The sequence below is a fragment of the Streptomyces sp. NPDC033270 genome (assembly GCF_055576575.1).
The window spans coordinates 35,534-51,237 of sequence record NZ_JBVIRA010000025.1 but is presented as its reverse complement, the minus strand read 5'-3'; the positions used below and the strand labels follow the sequence as shown (position 1 = coordinate 51,237).

Below are 15,704 nucleotides of genomic sequence, written 5' to 3'. Positions count from 1 at the left end.
GTACGCGAACCAGGGGCCCTGCGCACCTGGTGAAAGGGACAAAGTCGGGCGGATTTGGTCGGATGTTGATTCGGGGCGGTACGTCGGGCGTCTTAGACCTTCACGGTGGCCAGGCGCCTGCCCTCCAGCGTGTTGATCTCGAAATGGTCGATGTCGCCGCGGTTGAGGGCCGCGCCGCCGGCCGCGTAGAGGGGCTCGCGGTTCCACTTCGCCGCGCTGCCCTCGATGCCGTAGCCGCCCTGGGGGACCGCCCAGGTCGTGACGGTCTGCCGCCGGCCGTCCTTGCCGACCGCGACCAGGTCGCAGCTGAGCGGCCCCTTGACGTTGGCGAGTTCGAGGACGACCTGGGTGCCCCAGGTGCGGGGCGCCATGGACACGCCTGCCGAGACCTTGGTGACCGGGTCGACGGAGCGGACCTGCTCGCCCTCGGCGTACTGGGCCCGGACGGCACTGGCGAGCGGCGGCGCCGGCTTCTGAGGCTCGCCGCCCTTCAGGGAGAGCGCGGCGAGCGGTCCGCCGACGATCAGCACGACGGCGGCGGCGACCAGGAACAGCCGGCGCCGGGCGCGGCCGCGGCGCACCTCGGTGACCTCGTCGAGGAGCCCGTCCAGCAGCCCGGGGCCGGGCACGGCGGTGAGCGTCTCCACAGTGGGGGCGGACGCCTTGAACTCGGCCAGCACCGGCGTAAGGCCCATGAGCTGCTCCAGTTCGGCGGCGCACCGGTCGCAGCCGGCCAGATGCGCCTCGAACCGTTCCGCGTCGGCGGCGTCCAGGACGCCCAGCGCATAGGCGCCGACGTCGGTGTGCCGGTCCGGCTGCGTGGGCGGGGTCACTCCGTCACTCCTCGTTCCTCAAGCGAGAGCCGCAGGGAGCGCAGCGCGTAGAAGACCCGGGACCGGACGGTCCCGGCCGGCACGCGCAGCACCTCCGCCGCCTCGCTGACCGTACGCTCCTTGAAGTACGTCTCGACAAGGGCCTCTCGGTGGGCCTGGCTCAGGTCGCCCAGCGCCTCGGAGATCGTCATCAGGCGCAGCGCCCGGTCGATCACGTCGGTGGCGGGCATCATCTCCAGTGGCGTCGCGTCGACCTCCTGGGGCCGGGCCTTGCGGCTGCGGTGCCCGTCGATCACGATCCGCCGCGCGACGGTCACGAGCCAGGGGCGGATCGAGCCGGTGGCGCGCTGCAGTTGCTCGGCGTTGCGCCAGGCCCGCACCAGTGTCTCCTGCACCACGTCCTCCGCGCGGTGGCGGTCGCCCGCCACCAGTCGCAGGACGAAGGCGAGGAGCGGGCCCGCGTGCTCGTCATAGAGGGCTCGCATGAGCTCCTCGTCAGGTGTCGTCCTGTCTGCCACGACGGCATCCTTACGCACTCCAACTCCCGGGTCGATAGCGAGGATCGCCCAAGATCGCCGGGGACCTGGCCATGAATCGGACTTGCGGTGAGGAGTACGGACGCTACGGGCGGGGCGTTCAGCGGTCGGCCGAAATATTTTCCGCGGCGGCGGGGGCGGGGGCCCGGGACGGCGGGGCCCCGTCGGCCTCTCCGCGGCGCACCATCGTGCGCCGGCGGTGCCGCGCCACCCGCGCGCGGTTGCCGCACACCTCGCTGGAGCACCAGCGGCGGCGCCGGCCGCGCGAGGTGTCCAGGTAGACCAGCGAGCAGCTCTCGCCCGCGCACTGGCGCAACTGCCCCCGCGCCACCGCGTCGGTCAGCAGCCCGACCGCGTCGCGGGCCACCGCGGCCAGCAGCCCGGCGCAGTCCGGCGGGCCGGGCAGCGTACGGGCCAGGGCGCCGTCGGCGGTGCGCACGGCGCGCGCGGCGGGCGGCTGCCCGGAGGCGGCCGCGGAGTTGAGCAGCGTCAGGTCGCCGTCGGCCGCCCGGCCCCGCAGTTCGTCGTGCACCACCCGGCGCAGCAGCTCGCGCAGCGCCCGGAAGCGGGCGACCCAGCGGCCGTCGACGCCCTCCAGCGGGGCGCCGGGCGGCACCAGCCCCGCGCCGACCAGCCAGACCGTCAACTGCTCGGGGCCGGTGAGGCGTTCGGCCGGGGCACCGCCGGCCGTGGCCACCAGGTCCAGGCAGATCCGCCCGCAGTCGAACCGCAGGTCGCAAGGCGCCGCCATGTGCCTGTCACTCCTTAGGGCCTTCTGCGGCGGGTCGGGGCCGAAGAAGGCCCCGGGAACCCACCACGCGTGTGCTCCCAGAGTGCCCGGCGCGCGGTCCGGCCGGAACCCTCCGGAAGGCGGCCGCCGCCCGGCCGCCCGCACGGCACCCGGCCGCGGGCGGGCGGCGGGACGCCCCGGACGCGCCCTGGCCCGTTCGCGAGCCCCTAAGGGGCGTCGTACTTGTCGGAGTCGGCGTGCGGATCGAGCGACAGCCGGTACCCCCGCTTGACGACCGTCTGGATCAGCTTGGGCGCGCCCAGCGCCACCCTCAGCCGGGCCATCGCGGTCTCCACCGCGTGCTCGTCGCGGCCCGCGCCCGGCAGCGTGCGCAGCAGCTCGGCGCGGGAGACCACCCAGCCCGGGCGGCGGGCCAGCGCGCGCAGCAGCGCCATCCCGGCCGGCGGCACCGGCCGCAGCGCGCCGTCCACCACGGCGGCCTGCCCACGGATCTCCAGCCGCCGCCCGGCCACCGGCAACGGCCGTACCCGGCCGGGCAGTTCCCGGCACAGCAGCTGCACCAGCGGCCCGAGGCGGAAGCGCTCCGGCTGGAGCGTGGCGACGTCGGCCGCCTCCAGAGGCAGCGCGGTCACCGGCCCCACACACACCGGCAGCACCTCCTGCCGCAGCGCCGTCAGCACCTCCGGCTGGATACCGCGCTCCGCGGCGCGGTTCAGCAGCGACGCGGCGGCCGGCGCGCTGGTGAAGGTCACCGCGTCCACGGCGCCGGAGACCACCGCGTCCAGCAGCCGGTCGACCGGGCCGATGTCCTCCGGCGGCATCCAGCGGTAGACGGGGACGCCGACCACCTCCGCGCCGCCGGCCCGCAGCGCCTCGACGAACCCCGGCAGCGGCTCCCCGTGCAGCTGGACGGCCACCCGGCGCCCGGCCACACCCTCCGCCAGCAGCCGCTCCAGCACCTCGGCCATCGACTCGGAGGCCGGTGACCACTTCTCGGTCAGCCCGGCGGCCCGGATCGCGCCGCGCACCTTCGGTCCGCGCGCCAGCAGCTCCACACCGGCCAGCCGGTGCAGCAGCGCCTCGCCCAGGCCCCAGCCCTCGGCGGCCTCGACCCAGCCGCGGAAGCCGATGGCGGTGGTCGCCACGACGACGTCGGGGGCGTCGGCGATCAGGTCCCGGGTCGTGGCGAGCAGTTCGGCGTCGTCCGGCAGCGGGACGATACGCAGCGCGGGCGCGTGCAGCACCTGCGCGCCGCGCCGCTCCAGCAGCGCGCCCAGCTCCTCGGCCCGCCGGGCGGCGGTCACCCCGACCGTGAAGCCGTCCAGCGGCCGGACCGCCGGCCTGCTCGCCGGCTCCGTCTGCCCCTGTTCGCCCTGCTTGTGCTGCTGATCGTGCATGGCCCGCTCCGCCCAGAGTGGTTGTGCTGCGTGCTTGCGCACCGGCCGCCGCGGCTCGGGCGGCACGGGGTGCCAGGGTGCCAAGGCTGCCAACGGCACGTGACAGGCTCGGTCCTCCAGTATTTCCCCGCGGTTACGGCGCCGCGCGCGGCGGCCCGCTCCGGCCACCGCGTACCAGGCCCGGCGAAGGGCGCGGCACGGCGGCCTGGATACGACCGCCGGCCGCGCCGGCCGGCTCAGACCTCCGCGTAGACCGGGCGCCGCTCCCCGTCGGCGGCCGGCGCCGTCCCCGCCGGCGCGGTACGCCGCGCGCGGGCCGCGGGGCGCAGGTACACCGCCCAGGTCACCGTGGCGCACACCACGTAGCAGGCCAGGAACGACACGAACGCGGGCGTGCCCGAACCGGTCGCCGCGAACGACTGCCGGAAGGCGAGGTTGATGCCCAGCCCGCCCAGCGCGCCGACCGCGCCGATCAGCCCCATCGCCGCCCCCGACAGCCGCCGCCCGTGGGCCTCGGCCGCCTCGCCCACCAGTCCGCGCCGCAGCGCCTCGGCCTGGAAGATCCCCGGGATCATCTTGTACGTGGAGCCGTTGCCGAGCCCCGACAGCACGAACAGCGCGATGAACCCGACGAGGAACACCGGCAGCGACCGCACCGCCGAGGCGTAGATCACCACGCCGGTGGCCAGTCCCATCGCCGCGAAGTTCCCCAGCGTGATCCGGGCGCCGCCGAACCGGTCCGCGAGCCGCCCGCCGACCGGCCGGATCAGCGACCCCAGCAGCGGCCCGACGAACGTCAGCGACGCCGCCTGCAGGGGCGTGCGGGCGAACTGGATCTGCAGCACCAGGCCGAAGGCGAAGCTGTAGCCGATGAACGACCCGAACGTGCCGATGTACAGCAGCGACATCACCCAGGTGTGCGGCTCCTTCACGGCGTCGCGGGCCGCTCCGGTGTCGTTCGTCACCGGGGCGAGGTTGTCCATGAACCGCGCCGCGAGCACCGCGGCGAGCACGATCAGCGGCACGTAGACGGCCAGCACGACCCGCGGGTGCCCGGCCCCGGCCGTCCCGATCACCAGCAGCCCCAGCAGCTGGATCACCGGCACCCCGATGTTGCCGCCGCCGGCGTTCAGCCCCAGCGCGACCCCCTTCTTGCGCAGCGGGAAGAAGGAGTTGATGTTCGTCATCGACGAGGCGAAGTTCCCGCCGCCGACCCCCGCCAGCATGGCGACCAGCATGAACGTGGTGTACGAGGTGCCCGGCTCCATCACCACCGCGGCCGCCGCGGTCGGCACCAGCAGCATCGCCGCGCTGACCACCGTCCAGTTGCGCCCCCCGAACAGCGCCACCGCGAAGGTGTAGGGCACCCGGAGCACCGCGCCCACCAGCGTCGGCATCGCCACCAGGAAGAACTTCCCGGCCGGATCGATCCCGTACTGCGGCCCCATGAACAGCACCATCACCGACCACAGGCTCCAGATGGAGAACCCGATGTGCTCGGAGAGCACGGAGAACACCAGGTTCCGCCGGGCGACGCGCTCGCCGGTCTCCCGCCAGAACCCCTCGTCCTCCGGCTCCCAGTGCTCGATCCACCGCCCGCCGCGCCGCGTGCGTGCCTCGGTACCGCCGTGGTCAGAACTGTCGCTACGGGTGCCCGCGGCCTCGGCCGTCATCGCGCCTCCCAGGGAGTCGGGTCATCTGCCCCGAAGGTAGGGACGGCCGGTTTCCGGCGCCGTGGCAGGGAGGTGACCGCCCGGAAACCTTGCGCTCACCGGGAGCGGGGGCGGTGCGTGAGCGACGGCGGACGCCACGGCGTACGCACCGGCGACAGACGCCCTGAAATGCCTCGCACGCCCCCATTCACACTCGTTCGGGGTAATGGATATTGACGTGGACACTGTCAGGATTTCCGTCCCATGCGCCGCTTCCTGCCCTCGGCACGGTCCGTGCCCGGCCTCGGGCGGCGCCCGGGCCCCGTCACCGCGCACCAAGTGGAGTGCTCCCCCACCGTGGATTTCCTCGTCTTCCCCGACCACCCCGCCGGCCAGGCGCTGTGCCGTCTGCTGCCGGCCGGCCCGCCCGCACACCTCCTGCGCCACCCCTCGGGGCGCCCCTGGATCGTCGGCCGCTGGACCGCCGACGAGGTGGTGGCGGCCGAGGCCGGGCCGCGCCGCGCGGTGCTGCTCGGCACCACCTCGGCGGACCCCGGCGCGCTGGCCCGGCTGCTGCCCGGCCCCGGCCACCTCGACGGCATCGGGCAGCGCGCCCGCCGCATCCCGGGCAGCTACGTGCTGCTGACCGCCGCCGAGGGCGACCTGCGCTGCCGCGGCGACCTCGCGACCGTCCACCCCCTCCACCACGCCCGGATCGGCGGCCTCACCGTCGCCGGCAACCGGCCCCAGGACCTGGCCGCGCTCGCCCGCGCCGCGGCCGGCGCGCAACCGCCCTCCGGCACCCCCGGTACCGGCCTCGTCGACGAGGAGTCGCTGGCGCTGCGCCTGCTGTTCCCCTTCGCGCCGCTCCCCCTCGCCCTGCGCCCGCTGTGGCGCTCGGTGCGCGCCGTACCCCCGGGCCATCACCTCACCCTGTACGCCAACGGGCGCCACAGCGTGGCCCGTTGGTGGCAGCCGCCGGAGCCGGACGCCCCGCTGGAGCAGGCCGCGCAGACCGTGCGCCGGGCCCTGACCGACGCGGTCGCCGCCCGCGCCGACCGCGTCCGGCGGGCCGCCCACGGCGCGGCGGGCAGCGGCGGCACGCTCAGCGCCGACCTCTTCGGCACCACCGACTCCGCCGGCCTCGCCTTCCTCGCGGCCCGGGAGGACGTCCACCTGCTCACCACGTCCTGGGGGTGCCGCCACCGCGGCGGCGCCGACACCACCGGCGGCGCCCGCGCCGCGGCCCGCCCCGGCGCCGTACCCCACCCGCGCGAACAGCCGGCCGGCCGCGACCGCTGCCGGCGGTCCTGCCCCTGCGACGGCGAACACCTGGTCCTGCCGTACGCCGAGGCCCCCACCTGGTACACCCCGCCCGACGACCCCGGCCACCCCACCCCCGCCGACCCGGCCGCCCCGCTCGCCGCCTTCCACGAGGCCGCCCGCCTCGCCCACCTCGCCCGCCTGCTCGCCGCGCGCGGCTCCCGGCTGCACCTGGCCGGCGTCGGCGGCGACGCGCTCTTCGCCCACCGCCCCGCGGCCCTCAACTCCCTGGCCCGCAGCGACCCGCGCACCGCCGCCCGGCGCGCCTGGACGGCCCACCACCTGTGCCACTGGAAGGCCCGCGACACCCTGCGCACCCTGCTGGGCGGCCGCTCCTACCCGCGGTGGCTGGCCGGCGGCGCGCTACGGGTGGCCGCCACCTGCCCCCGGACCACCGGCGCCGACTGGGAGGTCCGTGCGGCCCTGCCGCCGTGGACGCACCCGGACGCCGTCGCCGTCGTCCGCCGGCTGCTGCGCGAGGCCGCGGCCGAGGTCCCCGAGCCGTTCGCGCCGCTGCGCTCCCAGCACGAAACCGTCCGGGCCGCCGTCCGCGCCGGGGAGACGGTCCGCGGCATCGCCGCCCTGACCTCCGCCTACGGCATCGGCTACGAGGCGCCGTTCCTGGACGACGCCGTCATCGAGGCGGCGCTCACCCTGCGGCTCGCCGACCGCACCCGGGCCGGCGTCCACACCCCGCTGCTGACCCGCGCCCTGCGCGGCGTCGTCCCCGGCGCCGTACTCTCCCGCGGCACCAGCGTCGGGCCCGACGCCGAGGCCCGGGCGGGGCTGCGCACCCACCGGGGCGCCCTGGCCGCCCTGTGCGAGGACTCGCTGCTCGCCGAACGCGGCCTGATCCGGCCCGGCGTCCTCAAGCACCACCTGACCTCCCGCCAGCCGTCCCCGCACGCCCTGGATCCCACCCTCGCCACCGAGTACTGGCTCCGCGCGCACACCCCGGCCCGCACCCCCGCGCCCGAGGCGCCGGGCCCGGCCCCCAGCGTCCCGGCGCGGCGTCCGCGTCCCGCGGCCCGGAACTAAAGAGCCCCGCCCACCCCCATCACCCGGGCGTCCTCCGGCGGCAGCCACCCGCCGCCGGGGACGGACAGCCACCCGCCCCGCTGGGCGAACTCCCCGGCCGCCGCCCGCAACGCGCCCAGCCCGGGGTGCCGCAGCCCCCGCCGCCACACCATCGACACCGGCGACAGCGGCACCGGGTCGACGAGCGGCCGCAGCACCATCCCCGGCACCTCGATGAACTCCACGCTCGCCAGCACCGACCACCCGCGCTTGCGCACCACCCGCACGAACTCCTGCGAACCCTCGATCTCCGGGAACGGCTCGGCCATCGCGATACCGCGCCCGGCGAACAGCCGCGCCGCCAGCTGGGTCCACTCCGCGGTCTGCGGGTTGCCGGCCGCCGCGTACAGCGTCTCGCCGGCCAGCTCCGCGAGCCGGACCGCGGCGTGCCCGGCCAGCGGATGGTCCGCGCGCAGCAGCACCGCCATCGGCTCCAGCCGCACCGGCTGGTGTGCGAGGCCCGCCCGGACGGCGGGCGGCAGGCCCGCGTACCGCCCGAAGGAGACATCGAGCCGCCCGGCCGCGAGCTCCGCCGCCGCGCCCGTCAGCCCGCTGTGGAAGCGGGCGACCAGCTCGCAGCTGTCCGGAACCCGGCCCCTGGCCTCCTCCAGCACCCGGTGGGCGGTGCCGATCGGGACCCCGACATCGACCAGCAGCGGCCGCTCGGGAGCCGGGGCGAAGGCGGCCGCCAGCTCCTCGTGGGCGGCCAGCACCCGCCGCGCGTACGGCAGCAGCCGCTCGCCGTCCGCGGTCAGCGTCACCTGGCGGGTGGTCCGCACGAACAGCGCCGCGCCCAACTCCCGCTCCAGGCGCCGGATATCGCGGCTGAGCGCCTGCTGGGCGACGTAGAGCCGCCCCGCGGCGCGGGTGAAGTGCAGCTCCTCGGCGACGGCGACGAACGCCCGGAGCAGACGCGGATCGATGGCGAACGGCATCCGGACATCCTGGCAGTGCCCGCCCCCGCCGCGCCCCGCACCCCGATTGACAACGCAGGTGCGTCAATGGGTGCCGATCAGGTGTTGGACCGGCGACCGGGGCAACCGCGACCGTAGAGGCATGATCCTCTTCCTCGCCGCCCGACCGGTGGTCTCCCCCGCGCCCGGCCCCTCCCCCACGCTCGGCCGCGCCCGCGCGGGGGGAGCCCCCTGCGCCGCGGGACCCCGACCGCCCCTGCGCCCGGCCCCGCGCCGCCGCGCCCGGCCCGGCCTGCTCGCCCCCTACCGCCGGATCTTCGCCGTACCGGGCACCCGCGCCTTCACCGCCGCCAACCTCACGGCCCGCCTGCCGATGGGGATGCTCAGCGTCAGCGCGGTGCTGATGATCGCCGGCGTACGCGGCTCCTACGCCCTGGCCGGTGCGGTCACCGCGACCGGGCTGGCGGCGACGGCGCTCGTCGGGCCGTGGACCGCCCGGCTCGTCGACCGCCACGGCCAGGCCCGCATCGCGGTCCCGGCCACCGCACTCGCCGTGCTCGGCTCGCTCTCCCTGCTGCTGTGCCTGCACCTCGGCGCACCCGACTGGACCCTGTTCGCCTCGTACGCCGCCACCGCCACCACCCCCAACACCGGCGGGATGTCCCGCGCCCGCTGGGCGCACCTCTTCCGCGACGACCCGGCCGCCCGGCACACCGCCAACTCCTTCGAACAGGCCGCCGACGAGCTGTGCTTCATGCTCGGGCCGGTACTGGCGACGCTGCTGTGCACCGCGCTCTTCCCGGAGGCCGGCACGGCGGTGGCCGCGGCGCTGCTGCTGACCGGCGTCCTGCTCTTCGCCGCCCAACGCCGCACCGAACCACCGGTGGCCCCACGGACGGCGGACCGCACCCCGGCCCCTACGGCCTCGCTGCTGCGCCGGTCCGGCCTCGCGCCGCTGCTGCTCACCTTCCTGTGCACCGGCGCGATCTTCGGCTCGCTGGAGGTCGTCACCGTCGCCTACGCCGACGACCACGGCATCCGCTCCGCCGCGGGCGGCCTGCTGGCCCTCCAGGCGGCCGGATCCGGCGCCGCCGGACTGCTCTACGGCCTGCTGCGCCCGGCGGCCCGCGCCGCGCACCGCTTCGCGCTGTGCGTCGGCGCGATGGCCGCCCTGATGCTGCTGCCCGCGCTCGCCGCCCGGACCGGGAGCCCGGCGGTGCTGGCGGTCGCGCTCCTGGCGGCCGGTATGGCCACCGCGCCGACCATGGTCACCGGCATGGGGCTGGTCCAGTCCCGCACCCCCGAGGGCCGCCTGAACGAGGGGCTCACGCTCGCCGTGACGGCCCTGCTGGGCGGCATCGCGGCCGGCTCGGCGGCCGGCGGCTGGGCCGTGGAGCACCTGACGGGCCCCGGGCCCGCCTACCTCGTCCCCGCCGCGGCGGCCGCGCTCGCCCTGACCGCGACCCTGCTCGCGCCCCGCCCCCGCTGATTCCGCGGCACGGGCGGGATGCGAAAACGGCCCAGGCCCCGCTCGTCCTGTCGGACAAACGAGGCCTGGGCCGTCACATGGGAATTGTGGAGATGGCGGGAATCGAACCCGCGTCCAACGGTGCGGAACCAGGGCTTCTCCGAGTGCAGTCCGCTGCGATTTTCTCAGCCCCGGAGATCACACGGACAAGTCTCCGACGGGCTCAGTCACTGTTTGATTTCCTTCCAGACCCCGTGACCGGGTCTAGAAGTTTAGTCCCCTAGCTGATGCCAGGATCCGGGTCGGGAACAGCCCCGGGCTGACACTTCGCAAGTCGCTACTTAGGCAGCGAGGGCGAAGGAATCGCGCTTGGTGTTGGCGATTATTGGTTTCGGCATATGGTTTACGAGATCATTGCCGCTTCCTCGACTCGCTTCCCCTGCTTCGACATCCGCTGTCGAAACCGATCATCCCCATGTTGATTTATCAAGGTGGTGACTGCGCCCCTCAGTGGGGTGCGGAGCCATCGTACGTGAACAACGCATGAGGTCGCCAGCGTATTTCCCCGCGGCCGGACGGCCGGGCCGGCCGGCCCGCGGACCTCAGGCCCGCTGCCGGCGGCGGGCCGCCGAGACCGCGCGGTCCGCCTCGCGGCGGTCCTGCTGCTCGCGGAGCGTCTGCCGCTTGTCGTACTCCTTCTTGCCCTTGGCCAGCGCGATCTCGACCTTGGCCCGGCCGTCCTTGAAGTAGAGGGCCAGCGGCACGATCGTGTGCCCCGACTCCTGGCTCTTGGACTCCAGCTTGTCGATCTCGGCGCGGTGCATCAGCAGCTTCCGCTTGCGCCGGGCCGCGTGGTTGGTCCAGGTGCCCTGGGCGTATTCGGGGATATGTACGTTGTGCAGCCAGGCCTCGTTGCCGTCGATCTGGATGAAACCGTCCACCAGCGACGCCCGGCCCTGGCGCAGCGACTTCACCTCGGTGCCGGTCAGCACCAGGCCACACTCATAGGTGTCCAGAATGTGGTAGTCGTGCCGCGCCTTCTTGTGCTGCGCCACGAGCTTGCGCCCGGGGTTGCCCTTGTCCTTAGTCTGCTTGCTCATAGTGCCGCCATTTTCGCACTAAGCACCGGTCCCGAGGCCACTCAATACTGTGCGGGCCCGTTTCTCGGCCTGGTCGGCGACGACCAGGTCGGGGGTGATGCCGGCGCCGTCCACGGCCCGCCCGGACGGAGTGCGGTAGTGGCCCACGGTCAGCTCGGCGACCGAGCCGTCGGGCAGCCGGCTGGGCATCTGCACCGAGCCCTTGCCGAAGGTCGGCGAACCCACCACGACCGCCCGGCCGCGGTCCTGCAGCGCGCCGGCCAGCAGCTCGGCGGCGCTCATCGTCCCGCCGTCGACCAGCACGACGAGCGGGAGGCGGGTGTTGCCGCCGCGCTCGGCGTACAGGGCGCGCTGGCTGCCCCGCATGTCGTACGTGGCGACCAGGCCGCCGTCGAGGAACGCGGAGGCGGTGGCGACGGACTCGGTGACCAGACCGCCGGTGTTGCCGCGCAGGTCGAGCAGCAGACCGCCGCGGCCAAAGGCCCCGCGCACCGCGCGGCGGACCGCCACACCGGTGCCCTTGGCGAACGCGGCGATCTTGACGCGGGTCGGTCCGTGCGCTCCGGCGGGCCGGTCGGCGACGACGTTCTGGGTCCGCAGCCGGGTGCGGTGCAGGGTCACGCTCCAGTGGCGGGCACCGCGCTCCAGGTCCAGCCGCACGGGCGTACCGGCGGCCGATCCGCCGGCGCCGTGCGGGGCGGACCCGCGCAGCCGGGCGACGATCTCGGTGACCGGCCTTCCCCGGGTGGCCCGGCCGTCGACGGCGTGCAGCCGGTCACCCACCTCGACGCCGGCCCGTGCGGCGGGACCGCCGGGCTGGACCCGCGACACCTCGGTCCGGCCGCCCGCCGCCTGGCGCACCCACAGGCCGACACCGACGTACGCGCCGTCCAACTGCTCCTGGAAGGACTCGAACTCGCCCGGTGTGTAGATCGTCGACCAGCGGTCGCCGCTGCGGCTGACGACCTCGGCGGCGGCCTGGGAACCGGACTTCCCGTCCTCGATGGCTTCGCTCGCGGCCCGCTCGACGGCCGCGCGGTCGGCGGTGGCGGCGTCGGGTGCGTGCGCCCCGAAGGCGGTGCGGTCCGCGGCCGTACGGCTCGCGGCGCTCTCGCCGTGATCGCTCCAGGTGCCGGTCGCCGCACCGGTGGCGAGCACGCTGGCGAGAAACAACGTCAGGGCCGCCCCGCGGCGAATGCGGCGGGGCCGGTCGTACGAACACGGGCCCGACATGCCGGTGAGTCTAGGGGACAAAGGGGCGCCGCACGGCGAGTTGACCGTACGGCGCCCTTGGCAAAGCTCACACCTTGAGGTACTTGCGGCTCACACCTTGAGGTACTTGCGCAGCGCGAAGAACGCGGCGAGCGCGGGCATCAGCAGACCGATCAGCAGCACCAGCGGCAGGACCGCCACCACCGAGTCCCAGCCGATGAAGTTGATCACCTGGATCTTCTCCGCCAGCCAGTTGTTGACCAGGATGTACTTGCCACCGGCGATCAGCACACAGGCGAGAGCCGCGCCGAGCAGGCCCGCGATGGCCGCCTCCAGGATGAACGGCATCTGGATGTAGAAGCTGGACGCGCCCACCAGCCGCATGATCCCGGTCTCCCGCCGCCGGCTGAAGGCGGAGACCCGTACGGTGTTGACGATCAGCAGCAGCGCCACGATCAGCATCAGCACCATGACCCCGATCGCCGCCCAGTTCATGCCGTTGAGGAGGTTGAACAGCGGCTCGACGGTGTCCCGTTGGTCCTGCACCTCCTGGACACCGGGCCGCTCGGAGAACGCCGACTTGATGACCGTGAACTTCGTCGGGTCCTTGAGCTTGACCCGGAAGGACTCCGGCAGCTGGTCGGGCGTCACCAGGCCGGCGACCGGCGTGTCGCCGAACTGCTCCTTGTAGTGCTTGTAGGCCTGGTCGCTGGACTCGTAGGTCACGTTCTGCACGATCGGCAGGTTGTTCAGCTCGGTCTTGATGTCGTCCTTCTGCTGCTGGGTGGCCGCACCCTTGGCACAGTTGGCGCCGGTTTCGGCGTCGTTCTTGTTGCAGAAGAAGATGGAGACGTTGACCTTGTCGTACCAGTAGCCCTTCATCGTGCTGACCTGGTCGCGCATCAGCAGCGAGGCGCCGAACAGGCCCAGCGAGAGGGCCACGGAGACGATGACGGCGAACGTCATCGTGAGGTTTCGGCGGAGACCGACGCCGATCTCCGACAGGACGAACTGGGCGCGCATGGCGTCCTTTCAGTACTGGGGGCCGTACACGCTTAGTGCTGGTAGCCGTACACGCCGCGCGACTGGTCGCGGACGAGCCGGCCCTTTTCGAGTTCCATGACCCGCTTGCGCATCTGGTCGACGATCTGCTGGTCGTGGGTGGCCATGACCACCGTCGTACCGGTCCGGTTGATCCGGTCCAGCAGCTTCATGATGCCGACCGAGGTCTGCGGGTCGAGGTTGCCGGTGGGCTCGTCCGCGATCAGCAGCATCGGGCGGTTGACGAACGCCCGCGCGATGGCGACGCGCTGCTGCTCACCACCGGAGAGCTCGCCCGGCATGCGGTCCTCCTTGCCGCCGAGGCCGACGAGTTCGAGGACCTCGGGGACCGTCTTGCGGATCTGGCCGCGCGGCTTGCCGATGACCTCCAGGGCGAAGGCGACGTTCTCCCCGACGGTCTTGTTGGGGAGCAGCCGGAAGTCCTGGAAGACCGTGCCCACCTGGCGCCGCATCTGCGGGACCTTCCAGTTGGAGAGCTTGCCGAGGTCCTTGCCGAGCACGTGCACATGGCCATGGCTGGCCCGTTCCTCGCGCAGCAGCAGCCGCAGGAAGGTGGACTTGCCGGAGCCCGAGGAGCCCACCAGGAAGACGAACTCGCCGCGCTCGATCTCGAGCGAGACGTCCCTGAGCGCGGGACGGTTCTGCTTCGGGTAGGTCTTGGAGACGTTGTCGAATCGGATCACAGATGCACCACGGTCGACCTGGATAGGGGCACGGTTGCCGAGTTGCGGCTCCCGTCGGTGTGCGTGACCATACGCGAACCTCGCAGCACGGTGCAGTCGCCGTGGGCGGTTGGTGCGTTTATTCACGGCATCTACGGGACAAAAGGCGCACAATCTCGCGGGGCGCGCCGTTCCCTCCAGGAGCTGGCACAGTGGTAGGGGGAACCAATGCGCCGTCCGGTGCGTTGGTGCAGTGGAGAAGGAGGTCGCATGACGTACGACCGACTGGTGTGCGCCAGCTGCGCGGCCCCTGTGAGCGAGGGCCGCTGCCCTGTGTGCCGGGCCAGCAGAGAACGGCTCCAGCAGCAGGCGGGCGGTATCTTCGCCCAGCTCAGCCCCGCGATGCTGGTGGCTTTGATGATCGCGCTGTTCGCGGTCGGTGTACTGCTCCACCAGGCCGTCTGACGCGCCTACCGGCGCCGGAAACCGGATCGCACGCACCGCGACCGACAACGGCTCCGCCCCGGGGCACCACGACGCGGGGCCACACGAACGCCGAGGGGCCCGGGACGCGCTTGCGTCCCGGGCCCCTCGTGGTGCCGCGTCAGCGTCAGGCCGCTGCCGCGCCGCCACCGTTCTTGTTGATCAGACGGGGCAGCATACGGAAGCCGACACCGCCCGCGATCATCGTCGCCGCACCGATGAGCAGGACGGTGGTACCGGAGGAACCGGTCTCCGCCAGCTCGCCGCCCTTGGCCTGCTGCTTGGCCTGGCCGGGGGTGTCGCCGATCTGCTCCTTGCCCTGGCCGGGCTGCTCGATCGGCTTGGAGCCCTCGTTGTCGGTGCCGGTACCGGTGGAGTCACCGCTGGTGTTGCCACCGGAGCTGTCGCTCCCACCGGAGCTGTCGCTGCCGCCGGCGCTCACGCTGCCGCCGGAGTTACCGCCCGAGTTGTGGCCACCGGAGTTACCGCCCGAGTTGCCACCGGAGTTACCGCCGGAGTTGCCGCCCGAGTTGCCGCCGTCGGTCGTACCGCCGTCGGAGGAACCGCCGTCGACCGAACCGCCGTCGGAGGAGCCGCCGTCGGTCGTACCACCGTCGACGGTGCCGCCGTCGACGGAACCGCCGTCGGAGGAGCCGCCGTCGGTCGTACCGCCGTCGATGGTGCCGCCGTCGACCGAACCGCCGTCCGAACCACCGATCTCGCCGGAGGTCGTGCCGCCGTCGTCACCGCCGGTGGTGCCACCGTCGTCCGAACCGCCGGTGTCGCCACCGGAGTCGCCGCCGCCGATGATCCCGCCGATGATGCCGCCGATGATCCCGCCGTCGCTGCCGCCGGTGTCACCCGGGCTGGCCGCGGAGGCGGCGCCGGCCGCGGTGAGCGACGCACCCGCCGCGATCACCGCACCGGCCGCAATGCGCGCTACGCGCAGCCGCGTCTTCTTCGTCATGTACTGCTACCCCCAGTAGCTGAACTCGTCATTGGAGCACCGCTGTGTGGGGCGACGAGCCGATGGGGGTACGCGAGTTTTGGCCACGGACTGCCGACTGGCCACTCATCTCCCCGTTCATACACGCGCCCCAGAACATACGCATGCCGCGCTCAGCCTTCCCAGTCAGGCCGACATCGTCAAGGTCGAATAAAGTCCCGATGCCCGAATTGCCGAGGGATGGGCGGTACATGGACATACGACTGTGACCAAACCGCCACAGCAAAA

14 protein-coding genes and 1 other RNA gene are annotated in these 15,704 nt (G+C 73.7%); 3 read left to right on the top strand and 12 right to left on the bottom strand.

The features are described 5' to 3' along the window. Positions 1 to 92: 92 nt before the first annotated feature. The 5 genes from ACZ5XZ_RS29655 to ACZ5XZ_RS29635 form a co-directional block, all read right to left on the bottom strand. Entirely contained in the window at positions 93 to 833 is a 741-nt protein-coding gene (locus ACZ5XZ_RS29655; protein ID WP_468983402.1) for an anti-sigma factor family protein, read from the bottom strand. Then, complete coding sequence (locus ACZ5XZ_RS29650; RefSeq protein ID WP_384437857.1) at positions 830 to 1,369, bottom strand: sigma-70 family RNA polymerase sigma factor; 540 nt, start codon at positions 1,367 to 1,369, stop codon at positions 830 to 832. Before ACZ5XZ_RS29650 ends, ACZ5XZ_RS29655 begins: the two co-directional genes overlap by 4 nt. A 100-nt stretch (positions 1,370 to 1,469) precedes the next feature. Continuing rightward, positions 1,470 to 2,120, bottom strand: coding sequence for a CGNR zinc finger domain-containing protein (locus ACZ5XZ_RS29645; protein WP_468983398.1), 651 nt, complete (start codon positions 2,118 to 2,120; stop codon positions 1,470 to 1,472). A 206-nt stretch (positions 2,121 to 2,326) separates the two neighbouring features. Then, positions 2,327 to 3,517 (bottom strand): uroporphyrinogen-III synthase, encoded by a 1,191-nt coding sequence (locus tag ACZ5XZ_RS29640; protein ID WP_468983395.1) that lies wholly within the window; start codon positions 3,515 to 3,517, stop codon positions 2,327 to 2,329. Between the two features lie 236 nt (positions 3,518 to 3,753). After that, positions 3,754 to 5,190, bottom strand: a complete 1,437-nt coding sequence (locus tag ACZ5XZ_RS29635) for a nitrate/nitrite transporter (protein WP_468983392.1) — start codon at positions 5,188 to 5,190, stop codon at positions 3,754 to 3,756. Between the two features lie 243 nt (positions 5,191 to 5,433). On the opposite strand from ACZ5XZ_RS29635, the gene ACZ5XZ_RS29630 reads away from it, so the two are divergent. Beyond that, positions 5,434 to 7,530 (top strand): asparagine synthase-related protein, encoded by a 2,097-nt coding sequence (locus tag ACZ5XZ_RS29630; protein ID WP_468983390.1) that lies wholly within the window; start codon positions 5,434 to 5,436, stop codon positions 7,528 to 7,530. Here the strand turns inward: ACZ5XZ_RS29630 and ACZ5XZ_RS29625 are convergent. Continuing rightward, complete coding sequence (locus ACZ5XZ_RS29625; protein WP_468983387.1) at positions 7,527 to 8,504, bottom strand: LysR family transcriptional regulator; 978 nt, start codon at positions 8,502 to 8,504, stop codon at positions 7,527 to 7,529. The genes ACZ5XZ_RS29630 and ACZ5XZ_RS29625 overlap by 4 nt on opposite strands. A 121-nt stretch (positions 8,505 to 8,625) precedes the next feature. Between ACZ5XZ_RS29625 and ACZ5XZ_RS29620 the strand changes: the two genes are divergently transcribed. Next, positions 8,626 to 9,972, top strand: coding sequence for an MFS transporter (locus tag ACZ5XZ_RS29620; RefSeq protein ID WP_468983385.1), 1,347 nt, complete (start codon positions 8,626 to 8,628; stop codon positions 9,970 to 9,972). A gap of 84 nt (positions 9,973 to 10,056) precedes the next feature. Here ACZ5XZ_RS29620 and ssrA read toward each other — a convergent pair. The 5 genes from ssrA to ftsE all read right to left on the bottom strand — a co-directional run bounded on the left by ssrA (position 10,057) and on the right by ftsE (position 14,008). Then, positions 10,057 to 10,426: a transfer-messenger RNA gene (ssrA, locus tag ACZ5XZ_RS29615) on the bottom strand. A 127-nt stretch (positions 10,427 to 10,553) separates the two neighbouring features. Then, entirely contained in the window at positions 10,554 to 11,051 is a 498-nt protein-coding gene (smpB, locus tag ACZ5XZ_RS29610; protein WP_393499299.1) for an SsrA-binding protein SmpB, read from the bottom strand. A gap of 18 nt (positions 11,052 to 11,069) precedes the next feature. Beyond that, the gene (locus tag ACZ5XZ_RS29605; protein WP_468983382.1) at positions 11,070 to 12,284 is read right to left on the bottom strand and encodes a S41 family peptidase; all 1,215 of its coding nucleotides are present in this window, start codon (positions 12,282 to 12,284) and stop codon (positions 11,070 to 11,072) included. Positions 12,285 to 12,374: 90 nt separating this feature from the next. After that, positions 12,375 to 13,286, bottom strand: coding sequence for a permease-like cell division protein FtsX (gene ftsX / locus ACZ5XZ_RS29600; protein WP_468983380.1), 912 nt, complete (start codon positions 13,284 to 13,286; stop codon positions 12,375 to 12,377). Positions 13,287 to 13,318: 32 nt separating this feature from the next. Continuing rightward, complete coding sequence (ftsE, locus tag ACZ5XZ_RS29595; protein ID WP_018091242.1) at positions 13,319 to 14,008, bottom strand: cell division ATP-binding protein FtsE; 690 nt, start codon at positions 14,006 to 14,008, stop codon at positions 13,319 to 13,321. A 249-nt stretch (positions 14,009 to 14,257) separates the two neighbouring features. Between ftsE and ACZ5XZ_RS29590 the strand changes: the two genes are divergently transcribed. Further along, positions 14,258 to 14,452 carry a hypothetical protein gene (locus tag ACZ5XZ_RS29590; RefSeq protein ID WP_468983377.1) on the top strand — a complete coding sequence of 65 codons (195 nt, stop codon included), beginning with the start codon at positions 14,258 to 14,260 and terminating at the stop codon, positions 14,450 to 14,452. Positions 14,453 to 14,597: 145 nt separating this feature from the next. Here the strand turns inward: ACZ5XZ_RS29590 and ACZ5XZ_RS29585 are convergent, their stop codons facing one another. Beyond that, entirely contained in the window at positions 14,598 to 15,437 is an 840-nt protein-coding gene (locus ACZ5XZ_RS29585; RefSeq protein WP_468983375.1) for a hypothetical protein, read from the bottom strand. Positions 15,438 to 15,704 lie beyond the last annotated feature (267 nt).

Excerpts from the sequence above, each read along its gene's own strand:
- ACZ5XZ_RS29645 (WP_468983398.1), bottom strand. The coding sequence starts at position 2,120 with ATGGCGGCGCCTTGCGACCTGCGGTTCGACTGCGGGCGGATCTGCCTG.
- ACZ5XZ_RS29640 (WP_468983395.1), bottom strand. The coding sequence starts at position 3,517 with ATGCACGATCAGCAGCACAAGCAGGGCGAACAGGGGCAGACGGAGCCG.
- ACZ5XZ_RS29635 (WP_468983392.1), bottom strand. The coding sequence starts at position 5,190 with ATGACGGCCGAGGCCGCGGGCACCCGTAGCGACAGTTCTGACCACGGC.
- ACZ5XZ_RS29630 (WP_468983390.1), top strand. The coding sequence starts at position 5,434 with ATGCGCCGCTTCCTGCCCTCGGCACGGTCCGTGCCCGGCCTCGGGCGG.
- ACZ5XZ_RS29625 (WP_468983387.1), bottom strand. The coding sequence starts at position 8,504 with ATGCCGTTCGCCATCGATCCGCGTCTGCTCCGGGCGTTCGTCGCCGTC.
- ACZ5XZ_RS29620 (WP_468983385.1), top strand. The coding sequence starts at position 8,626 with ATGATCCTCTTCCTCGCCGCCCGACCGGTGGTCTCCCCCGCGCCCGGC.
- smpB (WP_393499299.1), bottom strand. The coding sequence starts at position 11,051 with ATGAGCAAGCAGACTAAGGACAAGGGCAACCCCGGGCGCAAGCTCGTG.
- ACZ5XZ_RS29605 (WP_468983382.1), bottom strand. The coding sequence starts at position 12,284 with ATGTCGGGCCCGTGTTCGTACGACCGGCCCCGCCGCATTCGCCGCGGG.
- ftsX (WP_468983380.1), bottom strand. The coding sequence starts at position 13,286 with ATGCGCGCCCAGTTCGTCCTGTCGGAGATCGGCGTCGGTCTCCGCCGA.
- ACZ5XZ_RS29590 (WP_468983377.1), top strand. The coding sequence starts at position 14,258 with ATGACGTACGACCGACTGGTGTGCGCCAGCTGCGCGGCCCCTGTGAGC.
- ACZ5XZ_RS29585 (WP_468983375.1), bottom strand. The coding sequence starts at position 15,437 with ATGACGAAGAAGACGCGGCTGCGCGTAGCGCGCATTGCGGCCGGTGCG.